The 17,390-nt window shown below is 64.5% G+C and carries 14 protein-coding genes; 9 read left to right on the top strand and 5 right to left on the bottom strand.

Translation table 11 applies throughout. The features are described from left to right. Positions 1-3 precede the first annotated feature (3 nt). The 3 genes from EB235_RS30930 (at position 4) to EB235_RS30920 (ending at position 3,739) form a co-directional block, all read left to right on the top strand. Entirely contained in the window at positions 4-1,125 is a 1,122-nt protein-coding gene (locus EB235_RS30930) for an ATP phosphoribosyltransferase regulatory subunit (RefSeq protein WP_027033635.1), read from the top strand. Further along, positions 1,122-1,823 carry an ATP phosphoribosyltransferase gene (hisG, locus tag EB235_RS30925; protein WP_027033636.1) on the top strand — a complete coding sequence of 234 codons (702 nt, stop codon included), beginning with the start codon at positions 1,122-1,124 and terminating at the stop codon, positions 1,821-1,823. Before EB235_RS30930 ends, hisG begins: the two co-directional genes overlap by 4 nt. A gap of 143 nt (positions 1,824-1,966) precedes the next feature. After that, positions 1,967-3,739, top strand: coding sequence for an AMP-binding protein (locus tag EB235_RS30920; RefSeq protein WP_027033637.1), 1,773 nt, complete (start codon positions 1,967-1,969; stop codon positions 3,737-3,739). A 559-nt stretch (positions 3,740-4,298) separates the two neighbouring features. Here the strand turns inward: EB235_RS30920 and EB235_RS35145 are convergent. From EB235_RS35145 to EB235_RS30905, 3 genes are all read right to left on the bottom strand, one after another. Beyond that, positions 4,299-7,013: an autotransporter domain-containing protein gene (locus tag EB235_RS35145; protein WP_280945050.1), complete on the bottom strand. Its 2,715-nt coding sequence runs from the start codon at positions 7,011-7,013 to the stop codon at positions 4,299-4,301. A 244-nt stretch (positions 7,014-7,257) separates the two neighbouring features. Next, a complete protein-coding gene (locus tag EB235_RS30910; RefSeq protein WP_027033638.1) occupies positions 7,258-8,325 on the bottom strand; it encodes a helix-turn-helix domain-containing protein in 1,068 nt (355 codons plus the stop codon). Between the two features lie 548 nt (positions 8,326-8,873). Next, a complete protein-coding gene (locus EB235_RS30905) occupies positions 8,874-9,773 on the bottom strand; it encodes a hydrogen peroxide-inducible genes activator (protein ID WP_027033639.1) in 900 nt (299 codons plus the stop codon). Between the two features lie 178 nt (positions 9,774-9,951). Here EB235_RS30905 and katG point away from each other — a divergent pair, with 178 nt between their 5' ends. Further along, the gene (gene katG / locus EB235_RS30900) at positions 9,952-12,141 is read left to right on the top strand and encodes a catalase/peroxidase HPI (protein WP_027033640.1); all 2,190 of its coding nucleotides are present in this window, start codon (positions 9,952-9,954) and stop codon (positions 12,139-12,141) included. Between the two features lie 71 nt (positions 12,142-12,212). Here katG and EB235_RS30895 read toward each other — a convergent pair whose 3' ends face one another. After that, entirely contained in the window at positions 12,213-12,890 is a 678-nt protein-coding gene (locus EB235_RS30895; RefSeq protein ID WP_027033641.1) for an MIP family channel protein, read from the bottom strand. Positions 12,891-13,211: 321 nt separating this feature from the next. Between EB235_RS30895 and EB235_RS30890 the strand changes: the two genes are divergently transcribed. The 4 genes from EB235_RS30890 to EB235_RS30875 all read left to right on the top strand — a co-directional run bounded on the left by EB235_RS30890 (position 13,212) and on the right by EB235_RS30875 (position 16,450). Next, positions 13,212-14,501, top strand: a complete 1,290-nt coding sequence (locus EB235_RS30890) for an RsmB/NOP family class I SAM-dependent RNA methyltransferase (protein ID WP_027033642.1) — start codon at positions 13,212-13,214, stop codon at positions 14,499-14,501. A 76-nt stretch (positions 14,502-14,577) separates the two neighbouring features. Next, positions 14,578-15,030 (top strand): TspO/MBR family protein, encoded by a 453-nt coding sequence (locus EB235_RS30885; RefSeq protein WP_027033643.1) that lies wholly within the window; start codon positions 14,578-14,580, stop codon positions 15,028-15,030. A gap of 98 nt (positions 15,031-15,128) precedes the next feature. Continuing rightward, positions 15,129-15,587: a PaaI family thioesterase gene (locus EB235_RS30880; RefSeq protein ID WP_023686843.1), complete on the top strand. Its 459-nt coding sequence runs from the start codon at positions 15,129-15,131 to the stop codon at positions 15,585-15,587. 224 nt (positions 15,588-15,811) lie between these two features. After that, positions 15,812-16,450: a 5'-methylthioadenosine/S-adenosylhomocysteine nucleosidase gene (locus tag EB235_RS30875; RefSeq protein ID WP_027033644.1), complete on the top strand. Its 639-nt coding sequence runs from the start codon at positions 15,812-15,814 to the stop codon at positions 16,448-16,450. A gap of 11 nt (positions 16,451-16,461) precedes the next feature. On the opposite strand, the gene EB235_RS30870 is transcribed toward EB235_RS30875, so the two are convergent. Then, positions 16,462-16,779, bottom strand: coding sequence for a hypothetical protein (locus EB235_RS30870; protein WP_027033645.1), 318 nt, complete (start codon positions 16,777-16,779; stop codon positions 16,462-16,464). 84 nt (positions 16,780-16,863) lie between these two features. On the opposite strand from EB235_RS30870, the gene EB235_RS30865 reads away from it, so the two are divergent. After that, positions 16,864-17,346 (top strand): MarR family winged helix-turn-helix transcriptional regulator, encoded by a 483-nt coding sequence (locus EB235_RS30865; RefSeq protein ID WP_027033646.1) that lies wholly within the window; start codon positions 16,864-16,866, stop codon positions 17,344-17,346. The last annotated feature ends 44 nt before the right edge of the window (positions 17,347-17,390 follow it).

Genomic DNA, 17,390 nt, shown 5'->3' with positions numbered 1-17,390 from the left:
CCAGTGACCTCCCGCTACCCCGCAATATCAGCCGATATCACCAGTCTCTTCGCCACGCGCAACACCCACGCTGTCGAGGTCGCCATTTTGCAGCCGGCGGACCCGTTCCTCGACATGGCGGGCGAGGATCTGCGGCGCCGCATCTTCCTCACCGAAAGCGAGACCGGGCAGACGCTGTGCCTGCGGCCGGAATTCACCATTCCGGTCTGCCTCGACCACATCAGTTCGCAGGCCGGCACGCCGCGCCGTTATTCCTATCTCGGCGAAGTGTTTCGCCAGCGCCGCGAAGGCGGCAACGAGTTCTTCCAGGCCGGCATCGAGGATCTCGGCGACCGTGACACGGCGCAAGCCGATGCCCGCTCCGTAGCCGACGCGCATGCGCTGCTGGCGCTGGTGCTGCCTGGCCAGTCGCTGGCGATCACGCTCGGCGACCAGACCATTTTCGAAGCCGTGCTCGCCGCCCTTGGCCTGCCGCGTGGCTGGCGCATGCGGCTGGCGCGCGCCTTCGGCTCGGCGCCGATGCTGCAGGCAGCGCTCGCCGATCTCGCCAACCCGCCGCGCAACAGCCAGCTTTCCGGCGAAGTCGCGACCCTTGTGCTTGACGGCGATCTCGAAGGTCTTTCGGCCCACATCGCCGGCGGCATGGAGGAGGCCGGGCTGTCGGCCTCCGGCGGGCGCTCGCCCACAGACATTGCGCGCCGGCTGATCGAGAAAGCCGAGCTGCGCAGTGTGCGGCTGTCCAACGAGGCCTTCGCGGCGCTGAAGAATTTTCTGGCGATCGACTTGCCGCTGGATGGCGCTGCCGCAGCGCTGGAGAGTTTCGCCGTTGGCGCCGGGCTATCGCTGGGTGCGGCGCTGGAGAAATTCGCGTCCCGCGCGCAGGCGATCGAGGCGCATGGCTTGCCGGCTGCCAAAATCCGCTACGACGCCGCCTTCGGCCGGCCGCTCGATTATTACACCGGTGTGGTCTTCGAAATCGCGGCGCAAGGTGGCGAGCGGCCCTTGGCCGGTGGCGGCCGCTACGACCGGCTGCTGACACTGCTTGGCGCCAAGACAGCGATCCCCGGCGTCGGGTTTTCCGTCTGGCTGGACCGCATCGAGGCGTTGCGGGAGACGGCACCATGATCACGCTGGCGATCCCGTCGAAGGGCCGGTTGAAGGAGCAGGCGCTGGAGGTGCTGGCCAAGGCTGGCCTCGCCATCAGCCTGCCGGGTGACGAGCGCAAATATCACGCCCGCGTCGAGGGCCTGGACACTGTCGAAGTCGCCTTCCTGTCGGCTTCCGAAATAGCGGGCGAAATCGGCCAGGGCGCGGTCGATCTCGGCATTACCGGCGAGGATCTGGTGCGGGACAATCTCGCCGACTGGGAGACCCGCGCCGAGATCGTTGCCCGTCTCGGCTTCGGCCATGCCGATGTCGTGGTGGCGGTGCCGGAGATCTGGCTCGACGTCGACAACATGGCCGATCTCGACGACGTCGCCGCCGATTTCCGCCAGCGCCACGGCCGGCGGCTGCGCATCGCCACCAAATACTGGCGGCTGACGCAGCAATTCTTCTCACAGAAACACGGCATCCAGGTCTATCGTATCGTCGAGAGCCTGGGCGCCACCGAAGGCGCGCCTGCGGCCGGGCTTGCCGATGTCATCGTCGACATCACCTCGTCGGGCTCGACGCTGCGCGCCAACCATCTCAAGGTGCTGGGCGATGGCGTCGTGCTGAAGTCGCAGGCCTGCCTTGTGGCCTCCAGGAAAGATCGTTCGGTGGCGGATGAGGCGCTCGTGCGCGACATCGCCGCGAAGATGAGCGCGCTCGCTTCCCCTTGAGGGAGGGTGGACAGCTGCCGGGGCGGATGGACGAGTGGGGTCGTCGCGGCAGTGCTCGCCGTTAGACGACCGCCAGTACCATCGACGGGATTTCCACCGCCCTGACGGGCTGATAGGTTGGCTTATCCCGGGAGGAGACGGCGATGGCGATCAATCTCGACGAGCTCAAGAACGCCACCAATCTGCGCGGCCGCGGCGCGCGCGCCGGCGGCGTCTTTATCGCACCCGTCGACGGCATGGCGCATGTCTCCGGCGAGCGCACGCCGCCGCTACTCACCAAGACCATTCCCGCGCTTTTCTCCGACACAGCCAGCAAATACGCCACGCAGGATGCCGCCGTCTTCGTCGACCAGGACAAGCGCTTCACCTGGAGCGAACTGTCGGACACGGTGGATGCGCTGGCCGCCGGCTTCCTGGCGCTGGGCCTCGAAAAAGGCGATCGCGTCGGCATCTGGTCGCCCAATCGTTGGGAATGGCTGGTGACGCAGTTCGCCACCGCCCGCATCGGCCTGATCCTGGTCAACATCAATCCGGCCTACCGGCTGACCGAATTGGAATATGCGCTGAACAAGGTCGGCTGCAAGGCACTGGTGACGGCCGCCAGGTTCAAGACCTCGGACTATCTCGGCATGATCGAAACGCTGGCGCCGGAGATCACCAAGGCCACACCCGGCAAGCTCAAGGCGCAGAAACTGCCCACGCTGAAGATCGTCATCCGCATGGGCGAGGACAACTCGCCAGGCATGTTCAATTTCGCCGACGTTCTGGCCATGGCCGGACGCGACGAGCATGACAGTCTCGACCGCATTTCCGAGGGGCTGAAGCCTGGCGACGCCATCAACATCCAGTTCACCTCGGGCACGACAGGGGCGCCCAAGGGCGCGACGCTGACCCACTCCAACATCGTCAACAACGGCAATTTCGTCACCTCGGCGATCAAGCTCACCGTCGACGACCGGCTCTGCATCCCGGTGCCGCTCTATCATTGCTTCGGCATGTCGATGGGCACGATGGGCTGCGTGTCGAAAGGCGCGACCATGGTTTTCCCGGGCGAGGGCTTCGACCCCGGCGCGACGCTGAAGGCCGTGACGCAGGAGCGCTGCACCGGCCTCTACGGCGTACCGACCATGTTCGTCGGCATGCTCGACCATGCGGATTTCGCAAGCTTCGACCTCTCCAGCCTGCGCACCGGCATCATGGCCGGCTCGCCATGTCCGATCGAGGTGATGAAGAAGGTGGTGTCGCTGATGCATATGTCGGAGGTGACCATCGCCTACGGCATGACCGAGACCAGCCCGGTGTCGTTCCAGAGCGGCGTCGACGACCCGCTGGAAAAGCGCGTCTCGACCGTTGGCCGCATCCATCCGCATGTCGAGGTCAAGGCCGTCGACGCCGACGGCGTCACCGTTGCCGTCGGTGCGCCAGGCGAACTCTGCACACGCGGCTATTCGGTGATGAAGGGCTATTGGGACGACGAGGAAAAGACCCGCGAGGCGATCGACAGCGACGGCTGGATGCACACCGGCGACCTCGCGACGATCGATGCAGAGGGCTATTGCAACATCGTCGGCCGCGTCAAGGACATGGTCATCCGCGGCGGCGAGAACGTCTATCCCCGGGAGGTCGAGGAATTCCTCTACCGCCATCCCAAGGTCAGGGAAGTGCAGGTGTTCGGCATTCCCGACCAAAAGTATGGCGAGGAGCTGTGCGCCTGGATCGTGCTCAAGCCCAACCAGATCGCCACCGAGCAGGAGATCAAGAACTTCTGCGCCGGCCAGATCGCCCACTACAAGATCCCCCGCCACATCCGCTTCCGCACCGAACTGCCGATGACGGTGACCGGCAAGCCGCAGAAATTCCTGATGCGTCAGGCGATGGTGGAGGAACTGGGGCTGGTGGCGCAGAAGACGGCTTGATGGGGATTGGGTGCTCTGCTTAGCGCTAAAACCAGACATTGCCGCGCAGATGTTGTGATGTCGCCTTGGAGGCCGGGACCGGCCTGGCAGGTTTCGGCCGGGATTTGCTATAAGCTGCCGTTCTAAGCGACTTTGTCATTCGGGGCCATGTGGAGAGGTTGCTGGGGGAGATCGCACTGGATATCAAGCTTAGCCAGCACGCTCCATGTCCACCTGAAACGGGTGCGGACGGCGACTTTCAATCAGTTTCGTCGGTCATTCCGGTTTGAAACAGGCGGACCACTTCCGCCGCTACGGCGCTGACGTCCTCCGTTTCGGCCGGTGTCTGACTTTTCCTTCAGTATCTATTCTCCCGGCCGGCCCGCGGCCTCAATCGCCTTTTTTGCGACCGTAGCGGGGAATCCAGGGACGGCAAGGCGAGGCACCAATAAAGAAACGCACGTCAAGGAAATGAGACACCTTGCAAAATCAGGGTCGGCAGCGATACGCCAGCCCCGCTCGGCATAATACGCCTGCAACTGCCGTGGATCCGCACGCCTGTAACTCGCCTCCAATAAAGTCACCACGCATAGCGCAGCACGCCCTTGCCGGAATAGGACCGGGTGACGTCCGAAAATTCGCCCTCGAAGCTTGCCGCCGCCGACCAGCCGTTCAGCCATTTCCGCTCGGCCGCCGCGGTCACCAGCGCGGAGTCCTGCGCCATGGCCGCCCCGTTAACCACGAAGCTGGCGCCGGGCAGCGTCTGGAAAGTCGCGGTCAGGCTGCGGTCCGGGCTGAAGTCATGCGCCCAGGCCAGGCGTCCGCGCAGCGTGAGGTCGCCGTCGGCCATCGCAAAGGACTTGTCCAGGCGCAGGCCGAGTTCGGCGCGGGTGTCGGTCAGGTTCCTGGCGTTGTAGGTCAGCGCGAAGGTGTCGGCGCCGCTGATCGCGTGCTCGGCATAGGAAGGCATGTCGAAGGCGGTGAACTGGGCGGCCGCATAAGGCGTGAAACCGATGCCGCCGGCCGCCAGGCGATAGCCGCCCTCGATGCGGCCCGACCAGGCATTGGCGTCGAATTCGCCGCGCAGGTGATCGGTGCCCGACACGGTCACGAACCGGTCCGTGGTAAAATCCTGCCAGCCATAGGCCAAGGCGCCGGTCAGGTAGGTGGCGCCTGCATTGTGGCGGAAGAAGGCGCCAGCCTGGAACAGGTCGGAGCGGCCGCTGCCTTGGCCATCGACGCTGAAGCGGGTGCCGCCGCCGGCCAGCGCGAAGCCGACGACCGTATCGGGCGACAGATGATAGTCGGCGCCAGCCGCGAAGCCGTAAAGGTTGGTACGGGTGTCGTTCGACCCGACAATGGCGTTGCCGTCGGTCAGCTGCGAGCCGCCATAGCCGGCCGCCCAGGCGCGCCAGCGTTGTTCGATGGGCTGATTGGGCCCGGCGGACAGGGCCGCAAAGGCGTCGTGCTTGCCCGCGGCGTCACCCTCCTCGGCATAGGCCAGGCCGCCCGATGCCTGGGTGTCGGGAGCGCCATCGGCTGGAGCGACGCGCCCGGTGATGAAGGGATCGGTGATCAGGCCCAGGAACTGGTCCATAGCATAAAATGTCGTCTGCTGCGCGCCGGTGCCGGCCTCGCCGGAAAGCTGCGTCAGTTCGGCCGGCGTCAGGCCGCCGAACACTATCGGTATGCTGCCTGTGGTGTCGAAGAAATTGACGATGGCGTCGGCGACATTCTGCTGGTTGCCGGACAATCCGGTGCCTGGTGGCGGAACGAAATTCAGCTGCAGATCGAGATAGGCATGCGTGTCGTCGTAGCTGAGCGAGGTGTGGAAGCCGGACGGCAGGTTGGCGTTGGTCGTTGTGGGGTCGAAAGCGCCGGTGATGCTGCCGGCGGTCAGGATCGTGTACTGTTTGGAGACATAGCTGCCGCTGGCAAAAAGCGGGAAGACGGTGGCGCCGCCGAGCGACGCGTTACCGGTGACGTTGGCGAAAGAGGAAGACGTCGGATCAACGACCACCCCATAAAAGGCGCCCGACTGCATCGTCAGGCTTGAGAGCGTCATCGACGTTCCCGGCATACCGTCACCCGCGACAAGGCTTCCCCCTGCATTGATCACGGCCGCGCCGACGGCGCCGGTGCCGGCAAGATAGGCGCCACTTTGAACCGTGGTCAGCGACGACGCCGCGATGGAGCCGGTCACGCCGAGCATGCCCGTGCTCACCGTTGTCGCGCCGGTATAGGTGCTTGTCCCGGACAGGGTCAGCATAGCGCTGCCGGCTTTGGTCACCGATCCGCTGCCGGTGATGGCCTGGTCGAGTGTCGCGGCCGTCGACTGATTGAAGGTGAGCGAGCCGGTAAGAGAGATGGCGCCGGTGAGGCCGGATGTCTGGTTGGCGAAGGTGAGGACATTGTCACCGCCGGTGAAGACGATGCTGTTGGCACGCGTCACGCCATCACCGCTCAGGCCTCCCGAGATGCTCCCGGAAAGGATGAAGTTCAAATTGCTGCCGACGAGGCCGGTGCCGCCGGCGCCGGGTGATCCGCCAGTCCCGCCATTGCCTCCGGAGACAGCACTTGCGATGCCGGTCTCCACCCCGCCGGGATCGGTGAACAGCAGTCCGATGCCGCCGCTACCACCATTGCCGCCATTCAAGCCGGAGCCGCCCGCACCGCCGTTGCCGCCGGTCACCGCCACGCCAAGGGCGCGAAAAGCGTCGGCGCTGGTGACAACCGCGCCGTAGCCGCCGGCGCCGCCGCCGCCGCCGCCGCTTACCCCTGCCGCGCCATTGCCGCCATTGCCGCCGTTGCCGCCGGTCGAGGCCGCCTGGGGAAGCGCCACACCGACGAAGCCGTGCGCCCCGCCGCCGCCACCGCCGCCAGAGGCGCCAAAGGATTGACCATTCTTGCCATTGTCGCCATCCGCTCCGGCCGTCTGTCCGCCGATGCCGCCGCCGCCCGCCCCGCTGCCCGCTCCTCCGGTGCCGCCGGTGACGCCGGCGCCACCGCCGCCGCCGCCGCCACCGACACCGCCCCCTCCATTCTGACCGCTGCCGCCGGCGCCGGTCGCGCTGTCTCCTCCGCCGTCACCACTTGCATTGAGGCCTCCGCGCCCACCACCCGCCAGCGCGGGGCCTATCCCCAATGCCGTGCACGCCAGAAGTAGAAGCGCCACGTTTCGAGCGATGCCGCGCCCCAGTGCGGGCTTGCGCTTTGCGGAGGCTCGGCGGCCGGGCAGCTCGGCGGCCGCACAAGCCGCCACTGGACCTTCATTTGCCGGTATTGTCTCGCCCACATTCGCCTCCCCTAAAACAACCGGACAATTCGCAGACGCGTCACGGCCTGCAAGGCGGGGCGAGAGGAATGAGACGCTGGGTCAAGAAAATGAGACGCCATGCAAAGCCGGGCCAAGCAGGCGCGCCCTCCCTTGATGACGGACACGAATAAAACTTGCCGCAGTGACGCGAGCTGCGATTCCCCACAGCCGTGTGCAAGCCAATCAAGCGTGGCCGATATGGAAGGCGCCGGACGCCAGCAGTCTAGGCTGCCGCCACGCCTTCGCCGCGAAGCCAGCGATCCATGGTCTTGAATGCGCGATCGCCGACCAGTTCGGTGTCGTGCATCTCTCGGCTGAGCGAAGCAGCGCGTAATTCGGTCGGCGACATGCCGTGGGCCTGGCGAAAGGCGCGGTTGAAGACCGACACATTGCCGAAACCGCATCGGATGGCGATGGCGCTGATGCGCTCCTGGGCATAGGCCGGATCGATTGTGAATCGGTAGGCGCGCATCAGCCGCCGCCGTTGGATATAGAGGGTGACCCCGCCCAGCGGTTCGAACATGCGATAGAGTTTCGCCCGCGACACGCCGAGCTTGTTGCACAGGAACTCCGGCCCCATCCAGGGATCGTGGAGATTGGCGTCGATCATCTTGCGGCAGGCCTTGAGAGAGGCGCCGGCGGAAATCTGAGCGATCATATCCCGCCCGTCACTCGATGGCCCCGCGAATGCCGCGACCATAGCCGCCGTGGCCTGCGCGGCAGCGTGAATGTCGGGCAGCATAAGCGCGGGAGCCTGCGCATAGAGCAAGCGCATATGGGCGGCAAGCATCGTGTTGAGCGCGCTGTCCCTTGGCAGAATCCTGCCGTGCAGCGTGTCGAGATCCGCGACATGCGGCTCCAGCAGCGTCCGCGGCAAAACGAGTGTCAGGCTCTTGTAGTCGGTCGAGCGCAATGTGCTGCGGCGCGTCATGTCGAGGACGCATATATCGCCGGTGTGGACCTCCGTCGCGCGGCCCTCGATGTCGAGACCGAACCCGCCCTGCGAGCGGACCGTGAGGCTGATGTGATCGATGTTGCTGCGCGCGAGCGTGCGCGCGTTGCGCTCCAGGGTTTCGGCTGAAGAGCGGCCGTCGATAATCACCACGTTGGCCAAATTGTAGCTCGTCAATCCTGCGCTGAACGCCGAGCGGGCCGTCGGGCTTTCCGCATCCATTTCATAAAGCGGGGCGTAGGCCGACCGCCAAAGCTCGAATTCGCGCGCATCGCCGGCATGGATGTGCAGGTTCAAAAGGTTCGGGGCGCGGCGCATTTGCGGCGTTGGCGAATCCATCCTGTGGCTTGCTCCAAAAGCTGGCAAGCCAACGTGCCCAACGCGTCCTGATTTTGCAAGGCACCTATTCACCGTAGCGGCTTGTTCGAAATCTGGCTGATGGAATCAGCCTGCAACCGTTCTCAGTTTGTACAGGCAGCCTGCCTCGAACAACGCACTCCGTGTTGAGATACCCCCGATCATGTATTCGAAAGATTCTTACCCGTTTTGGTGCGCCTGAGATCGCGATGGTAGAGCAACCATAGCCCCAGGTCGTGTTTCGGGGTAGACGACGACGCGGGGCGAAAATCGAAGAGGCGGTGGGCCGGGTCGAGTTGGACGGACAATTCGCCGACCCATGTGAGATATTTGTCGCAACAGCCGCAGAATATCGAGCCGGCGGCTAATCCGCGCCTTCTCGCGTGGCTGTTGGCAGTGACTGCTTGTCGGATGCAACGGACCTGATCGCTACGGCTTACACGAGGCGCGAAGCTGTCGTTCAAATGGTGGCGGACCTAAGGGTGGCCTTGAGTTAAAGGCACACTTGAAAAGCACATCTCACGCAACGTTCACACTCCCACCCCCAACCCCCTCACAATCTTAGCCAGCTCCACGCACTCCCCATGCCTGGCATTGTTCCGCTGCCAGGCCAGGCAGATCATGCGTTGCGGCATCGGCTCCTGGAACGGCACGATCTTGAGGTCAGGGATGGTGCCGGCGGGCCCCGTGGCCATTTCGGGGATCAGCGTGACGCCGAGCCCGTGTGCCACCATCTGCAGGAGCGTGGTCAGGCTGGTGGCGCCGTAGCTGGCCATTGCCACTGGCCGTACATTGCCGCAGACGGCAAGCGCCTGTTCGCGCAGGCAGTGGCCTTCCTCCAGCAGCATCAGTCGTTCCAGCGCCGGACTCTCGGGTGGCACCGGCGGCGAGGCGAAGGCCGGGTCGCCTGCCGGCACGGCGAGGAAGAAGCGGTCGGGAAACAGCGCCTCGGTGATCAGGCCCGGATGGTCGAGCGGAAGGGCGGCGATGAAAGCGTCGAGTTTTCGCGAGGCTGTGTCCTCGACCAGGGCAGCGGTGACCGCCTCGCGAAGTTCGAGCTGCAAGGCCGGAAAATGCTTTTTCAGTTCGGGCAAAGCGCGCGGCAACAGATAGGGCGCGACGGTCGGGATGATGCCCAGCCGGAAGCGCCCTTCCATCGCCGTGCGGCCGCGCCGCGCCGTCGTTTCGACATCGCGTATGTCGGCCAGGATGCGCTCGATGCGTGGCAAAAGCGCTGATGCCTCGTCAGTCATGCGCACCGATTTGCCGCCGCGTTCGAACAGCCGGCAGTTCAGCCGCTGCTCCATCTCGGCGATCTGCGCGGACAGCGCCGGCTGGCTGACACCGGCGAGCTTGGCGGCACGCCCGAAATGCAGCGTCTGCGCCAGCGCGTCGAAATAATGCATCTGGCGAACTGTCAATCCGATCATAAGAAAATCCTATCGAAATGAACAGGAAAGGCAATTTGTTTTTATCGCAGATACCGCCTAGTCTGGAACCATTCCAGATTGGTGCGGTCGCTGGCCGGCCCCAGAATCCTGGGCAAGACCAATCCTGGCAAAAATCAACCTCGGCAAAAATCAACCTCGGCAAAATCGGAGCAGTAAGATGGACGCGAAAACCGACGACACCAGCGCGGGAAAATGCCCCGTGGCGCATGGATCCACCGGCCGGACCAACCGCGACTGGTGGCCGAACCAGCTCAATGTCCAGATCCTGCACCAGCAATCGTCCCTGTCCGACCCGATGGGCGAGGCGTTCGACTATGCCGAGGAATTCAAAAGCCTCGACCTCGACGCCGTCATCAAGGACCTGCATGCGCTGATGACGGATTCGCAGGAATGGTGGCCGGCCGATTTCGGCCATTACGGGCCGCTGTTCATCCGCATGGCGTGGCACAGCGCCGGCACCTACCGCATCGCCGACGGCCGCGGTGGCGCCGGGGCCGGCCAGCAGCGTTTCGCGCCGCTCAACAGCTGGCCTGACAACGTCAACCTCGACAAGGCCCGCCGCCTGCTGTGGCCGATCAAGCAGAAATATGGCCGCAAGATCTCGTGGGCCGACCTTTTGATCCTCACCGGCAACGTCGCGCTGGAATCGATGGGCTTCAAGACCTTCGGCTTCGCCGGTGGCCGCGCCGATGTGTGGGAACCCGAGCAGGACGTCTACTGGGGCCCGGAAGGCAAGTGGCTGGCCGACGAGCGCTACAGCGGCGACCGCGACCTGCAGAACCCGCTCGGCGCCGTGCAAATGGGCCTGATCTACGTCAACCCGGAAGGACCGAACGGCAAGCCTGATCCGCTGGCTTCGGCGCGCGACATCAGGGACACCTTCGCGCGCATGGCGATGAATGACGAGGAGACCGTCGCGCTCATCGCCGGCGGCCACACTTTCGGCAAGACCCATGGCGCCGGCGATGCGGCACTGGTCGGCGTCGAGCCGGAAGGCGCCGACATCGAGCAGCAGGGTCTCGGCTGGGCCAACAAGTTCGGTACCGGCAAGGGCGGCGATGCCATCGGCAGCGGCCTGGAAGTGATCTGGACGACGACGCCGACCAAATGGAGCAACGACTTCTTCGACAATCTGTTCGGCTTCGATTGGGAACTGACCAAGAGCCCGGCCGGCGCGCATCAGTGGACGCCGAAGGGTGGTGCCGGCGCCGGCACCGTGCCGGACGCGCACAATGCGGCCAAGCGCCATGCGCCCTCCATGCTGACCAGCGATCTGGCCTTGCGCTTCGATCCGTCCTACGAGACGATCTCGCGGCGCTTCCATGAGAATCCGGATCAGTTCGCTGATGCCTTCGCCCGCGCCTGGTACAAGCTGACCCACCGCGACATGGGCCCACGCGTGCGCTATCTCGGCCCGCTCGTTCCCGAGGAAGAGTTGCCCTGGCAGGACGTCATCCCGGCGGTCGATCATGTGCTGATCGACGAGCAGGATGCCGAAGCGCTTAAGGCCAAGATCCTAGCCTCCGGCCTGTCGGTTTCGCAGCTGGTGTCGACGGCCTGGGCATCGGCCTCGACCTTCCGTGGTTCCGACAAGCGCGGCGGCGCCAATGGCGCGCGCATCCGCCTCAGCCCGCAGAAAGACTGGGCCGTCAATCAGCCCGCCGAGCTCGCCAAGGTGCTCGACAAGCTCGAAGCCATCGCCAAGGAGTTCAATGCGGCGCAGACCGGCAGCAAGAAGGTCTCACTTGCCGACCTGATCGTTCTCGGCGGCAACGCGGCCATCGAGAAGGCCGCCGGCCACAGCGTGGGAGTTCCGTTCTGGCCGGGCCGCGCGGATGCCTCGCAGGAGCAGACCGACATCCACTCCTTCGCGCCGCTGGAGCCGACGATTGACGGCTTCCGCAACTATGTCAGCGGCAAGCAGCGCCAAACGGTAGAGGAGGCGCTGGTCGACCGGGCGCAGTTGCTGACGCTGACCGCGCCGGAGTTGACGGTTCTCGTCGGTGGCTTGCGTGTTCTCGGCGCCAATGCCGGGCAGTCCAAGCATGGCGTCTTCACCACCAGGCCGGGAACACTGAGCAACGACTTCTTCGTCAACCTGCTCGACATGGGCACGGAGTGGAAGGCGACGTCCGACGCCAAGGATTTGTTCGAAGGCCGCGACCGCAAGACCGGCGAAGTGAAGTGGACCGGCACCCGCGCCGACCTGATCTTCGGCTCCCATTCGCAGTTGCGTGCACTGGCCGAAGTCTATGCGACTTCCGATGCCAAGGCGAAGTTCGCGAAAGATTTCGTGGTGGCCTGGACCAAGGTGATGAACGCCGACCGCTTCGACATCGCCGGCTGATCCGGACAGAGCTCTATCCAACAAAAAAGGCGCGGGCCATGGCCCGCGCCTTTTGCATTTCAGCTTCGAAATCAATCCTTTTCGAAGACACGTGCCTTGGCGACGACGCCGGCAATGGCGCCACCGATCAATGGCGCGACGATGAACAGCCAGAGCTGGCTCAGCGCCGCACCGCCGGTGAACAGCGCCGGGCCGATCGAGCGCGCCGGATTGACCGAGGTGCCGGTGACCGGGATCATGGCGAAGTGGATGCCCGCCAGCGTCAGGCCGATGACCAGGCCGGCAAACGCCGTCGAGTGCTTTTCAGCGGTAACACCGAGGATCACGGTGACGAAAGTGAAGGTGCCGATCAATTCCCACAGGAACGCCGAGCTCATGCCCCATTTCGCCACGTCCCAACCATTGGCACCGAAGTTGGTGACGGGTTCGCCGGCCTTGCCGGAGACGATGATCCACAGCGCCAGCGAGGCCAGGATGGCGCCGATGACCTGCGCGATCCAGTAGGGGATGACGTCCTTGGCCGGCAGCCGGCCGGCGAGGAAGACGCCGAGCGTGACGGCCGGATTGAGATGCGCGCCCGAAATCGGGCCGATCGCATAGGCCGCCGCGATCAGGCCGATGCCGAATGCCAGACCGATGCCTTCCTGACCGAGCGGCAGCGCGCCGCCGAAGCCGCCCGTCACCACCGACGCCGTGCCGATGAACACCAACAGGAATGTTCCCAAAACTTCCGCCAGATAAGTCTTCATTGCCCTCTCCTCAAAACGATCCGCCGGTCCGCGTTTTCCGCGCCGCGAATCATGGTGTGGAGAGTATTCCCAACCGAAAAACTTGGAAAGCAGAGCGGTTGCGCCACGGGCCGTGCTTGCAGGCACCAGTTACGAACATTAGAGACCTTTTATCTATTGATCGATCTGCTGTTCCCGGCCCGGGAGATTTGTTGATCGGACAGATTTCGCAGCGCGCGCTCGGGCCGCCTGTTCATCGCCGGACGGGGCGGGGTTCAATCCTGACGCGAAAGGCTCTAAGAGCAGGCCGAGAGATTTGTGCTCGATTTGATGGAACGACGAATGCGACTGGGCGGACGGCTGGCTGCGGCCATTGAAGTGCTGGAGGACATTGGCCGGCGTCACCGGCCGGTGGCCGACGCGCTGAAGGATTGGGGGCTCTCGCACCGCTTTGCCGGCGGCGGTGATCGCGCGGCGATCGGCAACATTGTCTATGACGCGCTGCGCCACAAGCGCTCCGCCGGCTGGTTGCTCGGCGAAGACACGCCACGCGCCATCGGCTTTGGCGCTTTGCTGCTCGAATGGGGGCAGACGGCCCAGTCGCTCAATGATGCGCTCGAGGGCGACAAGTTCGCGCCGCCACTGCTCAGCGCCACGGAACTGCAGACGATCGCCGAACGCCAGCTTGCCGACGCGCCGGGCGCGGTGCGCGCCGACATACCCGATTGGTGCGAGCCGCTTTTCGAACGCGCCTTCGGCGAGACCTGGGTCGGGGAGGGCGCGGCGCTGGCGACCCGTCCGCCGCTCGACATCAGGGTCAACACGCTGCAAGCCGATCGCGCCAAGGTCCTCAAGGAACTGGCTGATACAGGGGCAAAGCCCGCCCGGATCGCGCCGCAGGGCATCCGCATTCCGCCCATCGACGGCGATGGCAGGCACCCGAACGTGCAGGCCGAGCCCGCCTTCCAGAAAGGCTGGTTCGAGGTCCAGGACGAGGGTTCGCAGATAGCCGCGACCCTTGCCGGCGCCGAAGCCGGCATGCAGCTGCTCGACTTCTGCGCCGGCGCCGGCGGCAAGACGTTGGCGCTGTCGGCGGCGATGGACAATCGCGGCCAGATCTTTGCCCATGATGCCGAAAAGGCGCGGCTGGCGCCGATCTTCGACCGCATCCGCCGCTCGGAAAACCGCAACGTGCAGGTCGTCACCAAGCCGGCCGAACTTGCCCCGCTCGGCAACCATATGGACATCGTGCTGGTCGACGCGCCCTGCACCGGCAGTGGCACCTGGCGGCGCCGCCCCGACGCCAAATGGCGGCTGACGCAAAGGCAGCTCGATGCCCGCAAGGGCGAACAGTCGGCGATCCTCGATGCCGCCAAGATGTATGTCAAACCTGGCGGCCTGCTGGTCTACATCACCTGTTCGGTGTTCGACGAAGAGAACGGGGAACAGATCGCGGCGTTTCGCGAGCGCAGCAGCGGCTTTGTTCCGGTCGACCATCGCGCATTGTGGAATGGCCATTTTCCGGGTCACGAGACGGCCGCGCGGATCGCCGCTGGCGGGGATATTTCCTTGTCGCCGGCGTTGAGCGGCACGGACGGGTTCTACTTCTGCGCCATGCGCAGGGCGAATTGACGCTGCCGTTGACAGCTGGCGACGGCGCTCCAGTTTCAGATGCGCGGCACCGCGCCGTCATCACGGGGTAGAATTCTTGCAAAGATATCTGTCGCTTCTGGTGTTCCTCGTGCTGGTGCTGGGCGGTGGCCTGTTGATTGGTTACGCAACGCTGCCGGGCGCCTGGTATGCATCGCTGGCCAAGCCACCCTTCAATCCGCCCAACTGGGTCTTTGGACCTGCCTGGACATTGCTCTATGTGCTGATCGCCGTGGCTGGCTGGCGGACTTGGGTGCGAGAACCCAAGGGAACAGCGATGAAGGTCTGGGGCGTCCAACTCGTCCTGAATTTCGCATGGTCACCAACCTTCTTCGGCGCCAGGATGATGGGGCCTGCCTTGGTCGTCATCCTGCTTCTTCTCGCCAGCATTGTTCTATTCATCGTCAAGGTCTGGAACAGCGACCGACTGTCCGGCTGGCTGTTCGTGCCTTACGCGGCGTGGGTGGCGTTCGCCACTCTGCTCAACGCTTCGCTTCTCCTGCTGAATTAGAGGTCGGCGGTGTCGCTTTGTTGCAGTGCAGCAAAAGCATTTGCCTGCCGCTCGTGCCTCTGCGATAAGCTTTCCCGGCAAACGTGAAGGCATCAGCGATGGCAGCAAAGATCGTACCGGCTCCCGACTATGAGGATCGCGTCAGGGCGTCCTTCGCGCGCCAGCAGGCGATGGCGACGATCGGCGCCGAACTCACATTGGTGACGCCCGGCATCATCGAGATCGAGATGCCCTATTCGGCGGCGCTGACCCAGCAGCACGGTTTTTTGCATGCCGGCGTCATCTCGACGGCGCTGGATTCGGCCTGCGGCTATGCGGCCTTCTCGCTGATGCCTGAGAATTCCGGCGTGCTGACCATCGAGTTCAAGGTCAACCTCCTGGCGCCGGGCAGGGGCGAGCGCTTCCTGTTTCGCGGCTCGGTGACCAAGCCCGGCCGCACCATCATCGTCGCCGACGGCCAGGCCTATGCCTTCGCCGCCGACGGCGAGGCCAAGCTGATCGCCACCATGACGGGGACGATGATGACGGTGGTCGGCCGTGACGGGATTGCAGGGTGAGGAGCGGTCCGCGTAGCGGACGAAAAGCCCCCGAATGGGCTTTTCGAGCGACGAACGGTGAAATTCCGGTCCGCCTTCGGGCGGGTTGAAAGGTCCAGTGGACCTTTCAAAGGACTTGAACGCCCGAAAGGGCTGGGGAGCCATAGCGAAGGGCCGGGCGCCGGTGAGGGCACGTCGCTCCTTTTGTCTCCAGCGTAGGTAGTCGTGCAGGGAGGAGTAGGGTCATGACCGGTAACGTTACGCGAATTGGTGGCAAGGACCTCCTCTTCGTCATGGCGGCGCAGGCCGAATATGGGCCGCATCTGCAACGGCTGTTCACGCCGCTGATGACGGGCGTCGGTCCGGTCGAAGCCGGCGTCCGGCTCGGTGCCGAACTGTCCTGGCTGAAGTCGCAAAAGGCTTTGCCGGACCTCGTCGTGTCGCTCGGTTCAGCCGGAAGCCGGACCTTGGAACAGACGGAAATCTATCAGGCCGTCTCCGTCAGCTATCGCGACATCGACGCGTCACCCCTGGGTTTCGAGAAGGGCGCGACGCCGTTTCTCGATCTGCCGGTGACCGTGCCGCTGCCATTGCGTATTCCTGAAATCAAGCAGGCCACGCTGTCGACCGGTGGCGCGGTCATCACCGGTGCCGCCTATGATACGATCGCGGCCGAGATGGCCGACATGGAGACCTTCGCCTGCCTGCGCGCCTGCCAGATGTTCGACATACCGCTGGTTGGGCTGCGTGGCATATCCGACGGCGCGGCTGATCTGAGGCATGTCGGCGACTGGACCGAATATCTGCACGTGATCGACGAGAAGCTGGCCGACGCCGTCATGCGCCTCGAACAGGCGGTCAGTAACGGCCTGTTCGGCGCCTGAGCGCAACCAGGTCAAGCCGCGAGGCTCTCCGGATCGCCGAAATCGATGCGCGAGATGCGCCCGCGCACAATGCCGGTCGCGTCGACATAGTCGATAGCTCCCGGTGCGTGATCGAGTTTCCAGGAGCCGGTGGGGCCGTCCTGCCATTCGACCTTGTAGCCATCGTCTTGCAGTGTCCAAAGTCCATGGAAGCGGGTGCCGTCCGGCAGCAGCATGTGCGCCCGATCCGCGGTTTCGTAGTGGACGAAGGCGCTCTTGCCGCCCATGTCCACGACATGCGTGGTACCGATCATGATAATGGCCAGCATATCCTTGGTCAGAATTGTCATTGTCCCTGTCCAAAGGTTTGAGTTCGAAGGCGCTCGACGCGATGAAAGTCGTCAAGTATCTTGACTATATGGAGTTGCAACAAAATGGTCAAGGAGCTTGACGAAAAACTCGAAGTGTTACCCGACCACGTCGGTTGGCGCCTGTGGCAGGCAAGCCGTGCCTGGCAGGCCCAATTCGCTGCCGCGATGCGCACCGCCGGCCACGGCTGGTTTACCGAGGCGCGCGCCGGGCTGTTGGGACATATTCCCCGCAGCGGCATTCGTCAGGCGGCGTTGATCGAGCGCTCGGCAATCTCCAAGCAGGCTGTCCAACAATTGCTCGACGGTCTGGAGGCGGAGGACGTGGTGCAGCGTCTGCCTGATCCGCGGGACGGGCGCGGTAAGCTTGTCGCCTACACGCGCAAGGGTCTGGATGCCTTGCGTGACGGTGACCGCATCAAGCTCCAGATCGAGCGTGACTACGTCGAGCGCATCGGCCAGAGGCGGTTCGCGGCGCTGATGGACGCTTTGCGGACACTCGACGCCGGGCAGGCGGACGCCAACGATAAAGAGGCCGGCCTTCAGTGAACAGCGCGGCTTTGTAACCCATTGCGTCGACTCGTTTCTTTCTC

The sequence above is a fragment of the Mesorhizobium loti R88b genome (assembly GCF_013170845.1).
GTDB lineage: Bacteria > Pseudomonadota > Alphaproteobacteria > Rhizobiales > Rhizobiaceae > Mesorhizobium > Mesorhizobium loti_B.
Note: the sequence above shows the minus strand (reverse complement) of the source record. Positions and strands in the feature narration are given on the sequence as shown.

What these genes read in the sequence shown, in the direction of transcription:
- EB235_RS30870 (WP_027033645.1), bottom strand. Translation starts at nt 16,779, where the DNA reads ATGACAATTCTGACCAAGGATATGCTGGCCATTATCATGATCGGTACC.
- EB235_RS30875 (WP_027033644.1), top strand. Translation starts at nt 15,812, where the DNA reads ATGACCGGTAACGTTACGCGAATTGGTGGCAAGGACCTCCTCTTCGTC.
- katG (WP_027033640.1), top strand. Translation starts at nt 9,952, where the DNA reads ATGGACGCGAAAACCGACGACACCAGCGCGGGAAAATGCCCCGTGGCG.
- EB235_RS30890 (WP_027033642.1), top strand. Translation starts at nt 13,212, where the DNA reads ATGCGACTGGGCGGACGGCTGGCTGCGGCCATTGAAGTGCTGGAGGAC.
- EB235_RS30905 (WP_027033639.1), bottom strand. Translation starts at nt 9,773, where the DNA reads ATGATCGGATTGACAGTTCGCCAGATGCATTATTTCGACGCGCTGGCG.
- EB235_RS30920 (WP_027033637.1), top strand. Translation starts at nt 1,967, where the DNA reads ATGGCGATCAATCTCGACGAGCTCAAGAACGCCACCAATCTGCGCGGC.
- EB235_RS30865 (WP_027033646.1), top strand. Translation starts at nt 16,864, where the DNA reads ATGGTCAAGGAGCTTGACGAAAAACTCGAAGTGTTACCCGACCACGTC.
- hisG (WP_027033636.1), top strand. Translation starts at nt 1,122, where the DNA reads ATGATCACGCTGGCGATCCCGTCGAAGGGCCGGTTGAAGGAGCAGGCG.
- EB235_RS30895 (WP_027033641.1), bottom strand. Translation starts at nt 12,890, where the DNA reads ATGAAGACTTATCTGGCGGAAGTTTTGGGAACATTCCTGTTGGTGTTC.
- EB235_RS30910 (WP_027033638.1), bottom strand. Translation starts at nt 8,325, where the DNA reads ATGGATTCGCCAACGCCGCAAATGCGCCGCGCCCCGAACCTTTTGAAC.
- EB235_RS30880 (WP_023686843.1), top strand. Translation starts at nt 15,129, where the DNA reads ATGGCAGCAAAGATCGTACCGGCTCCCGACTATGAGGATCGCGTCAGG.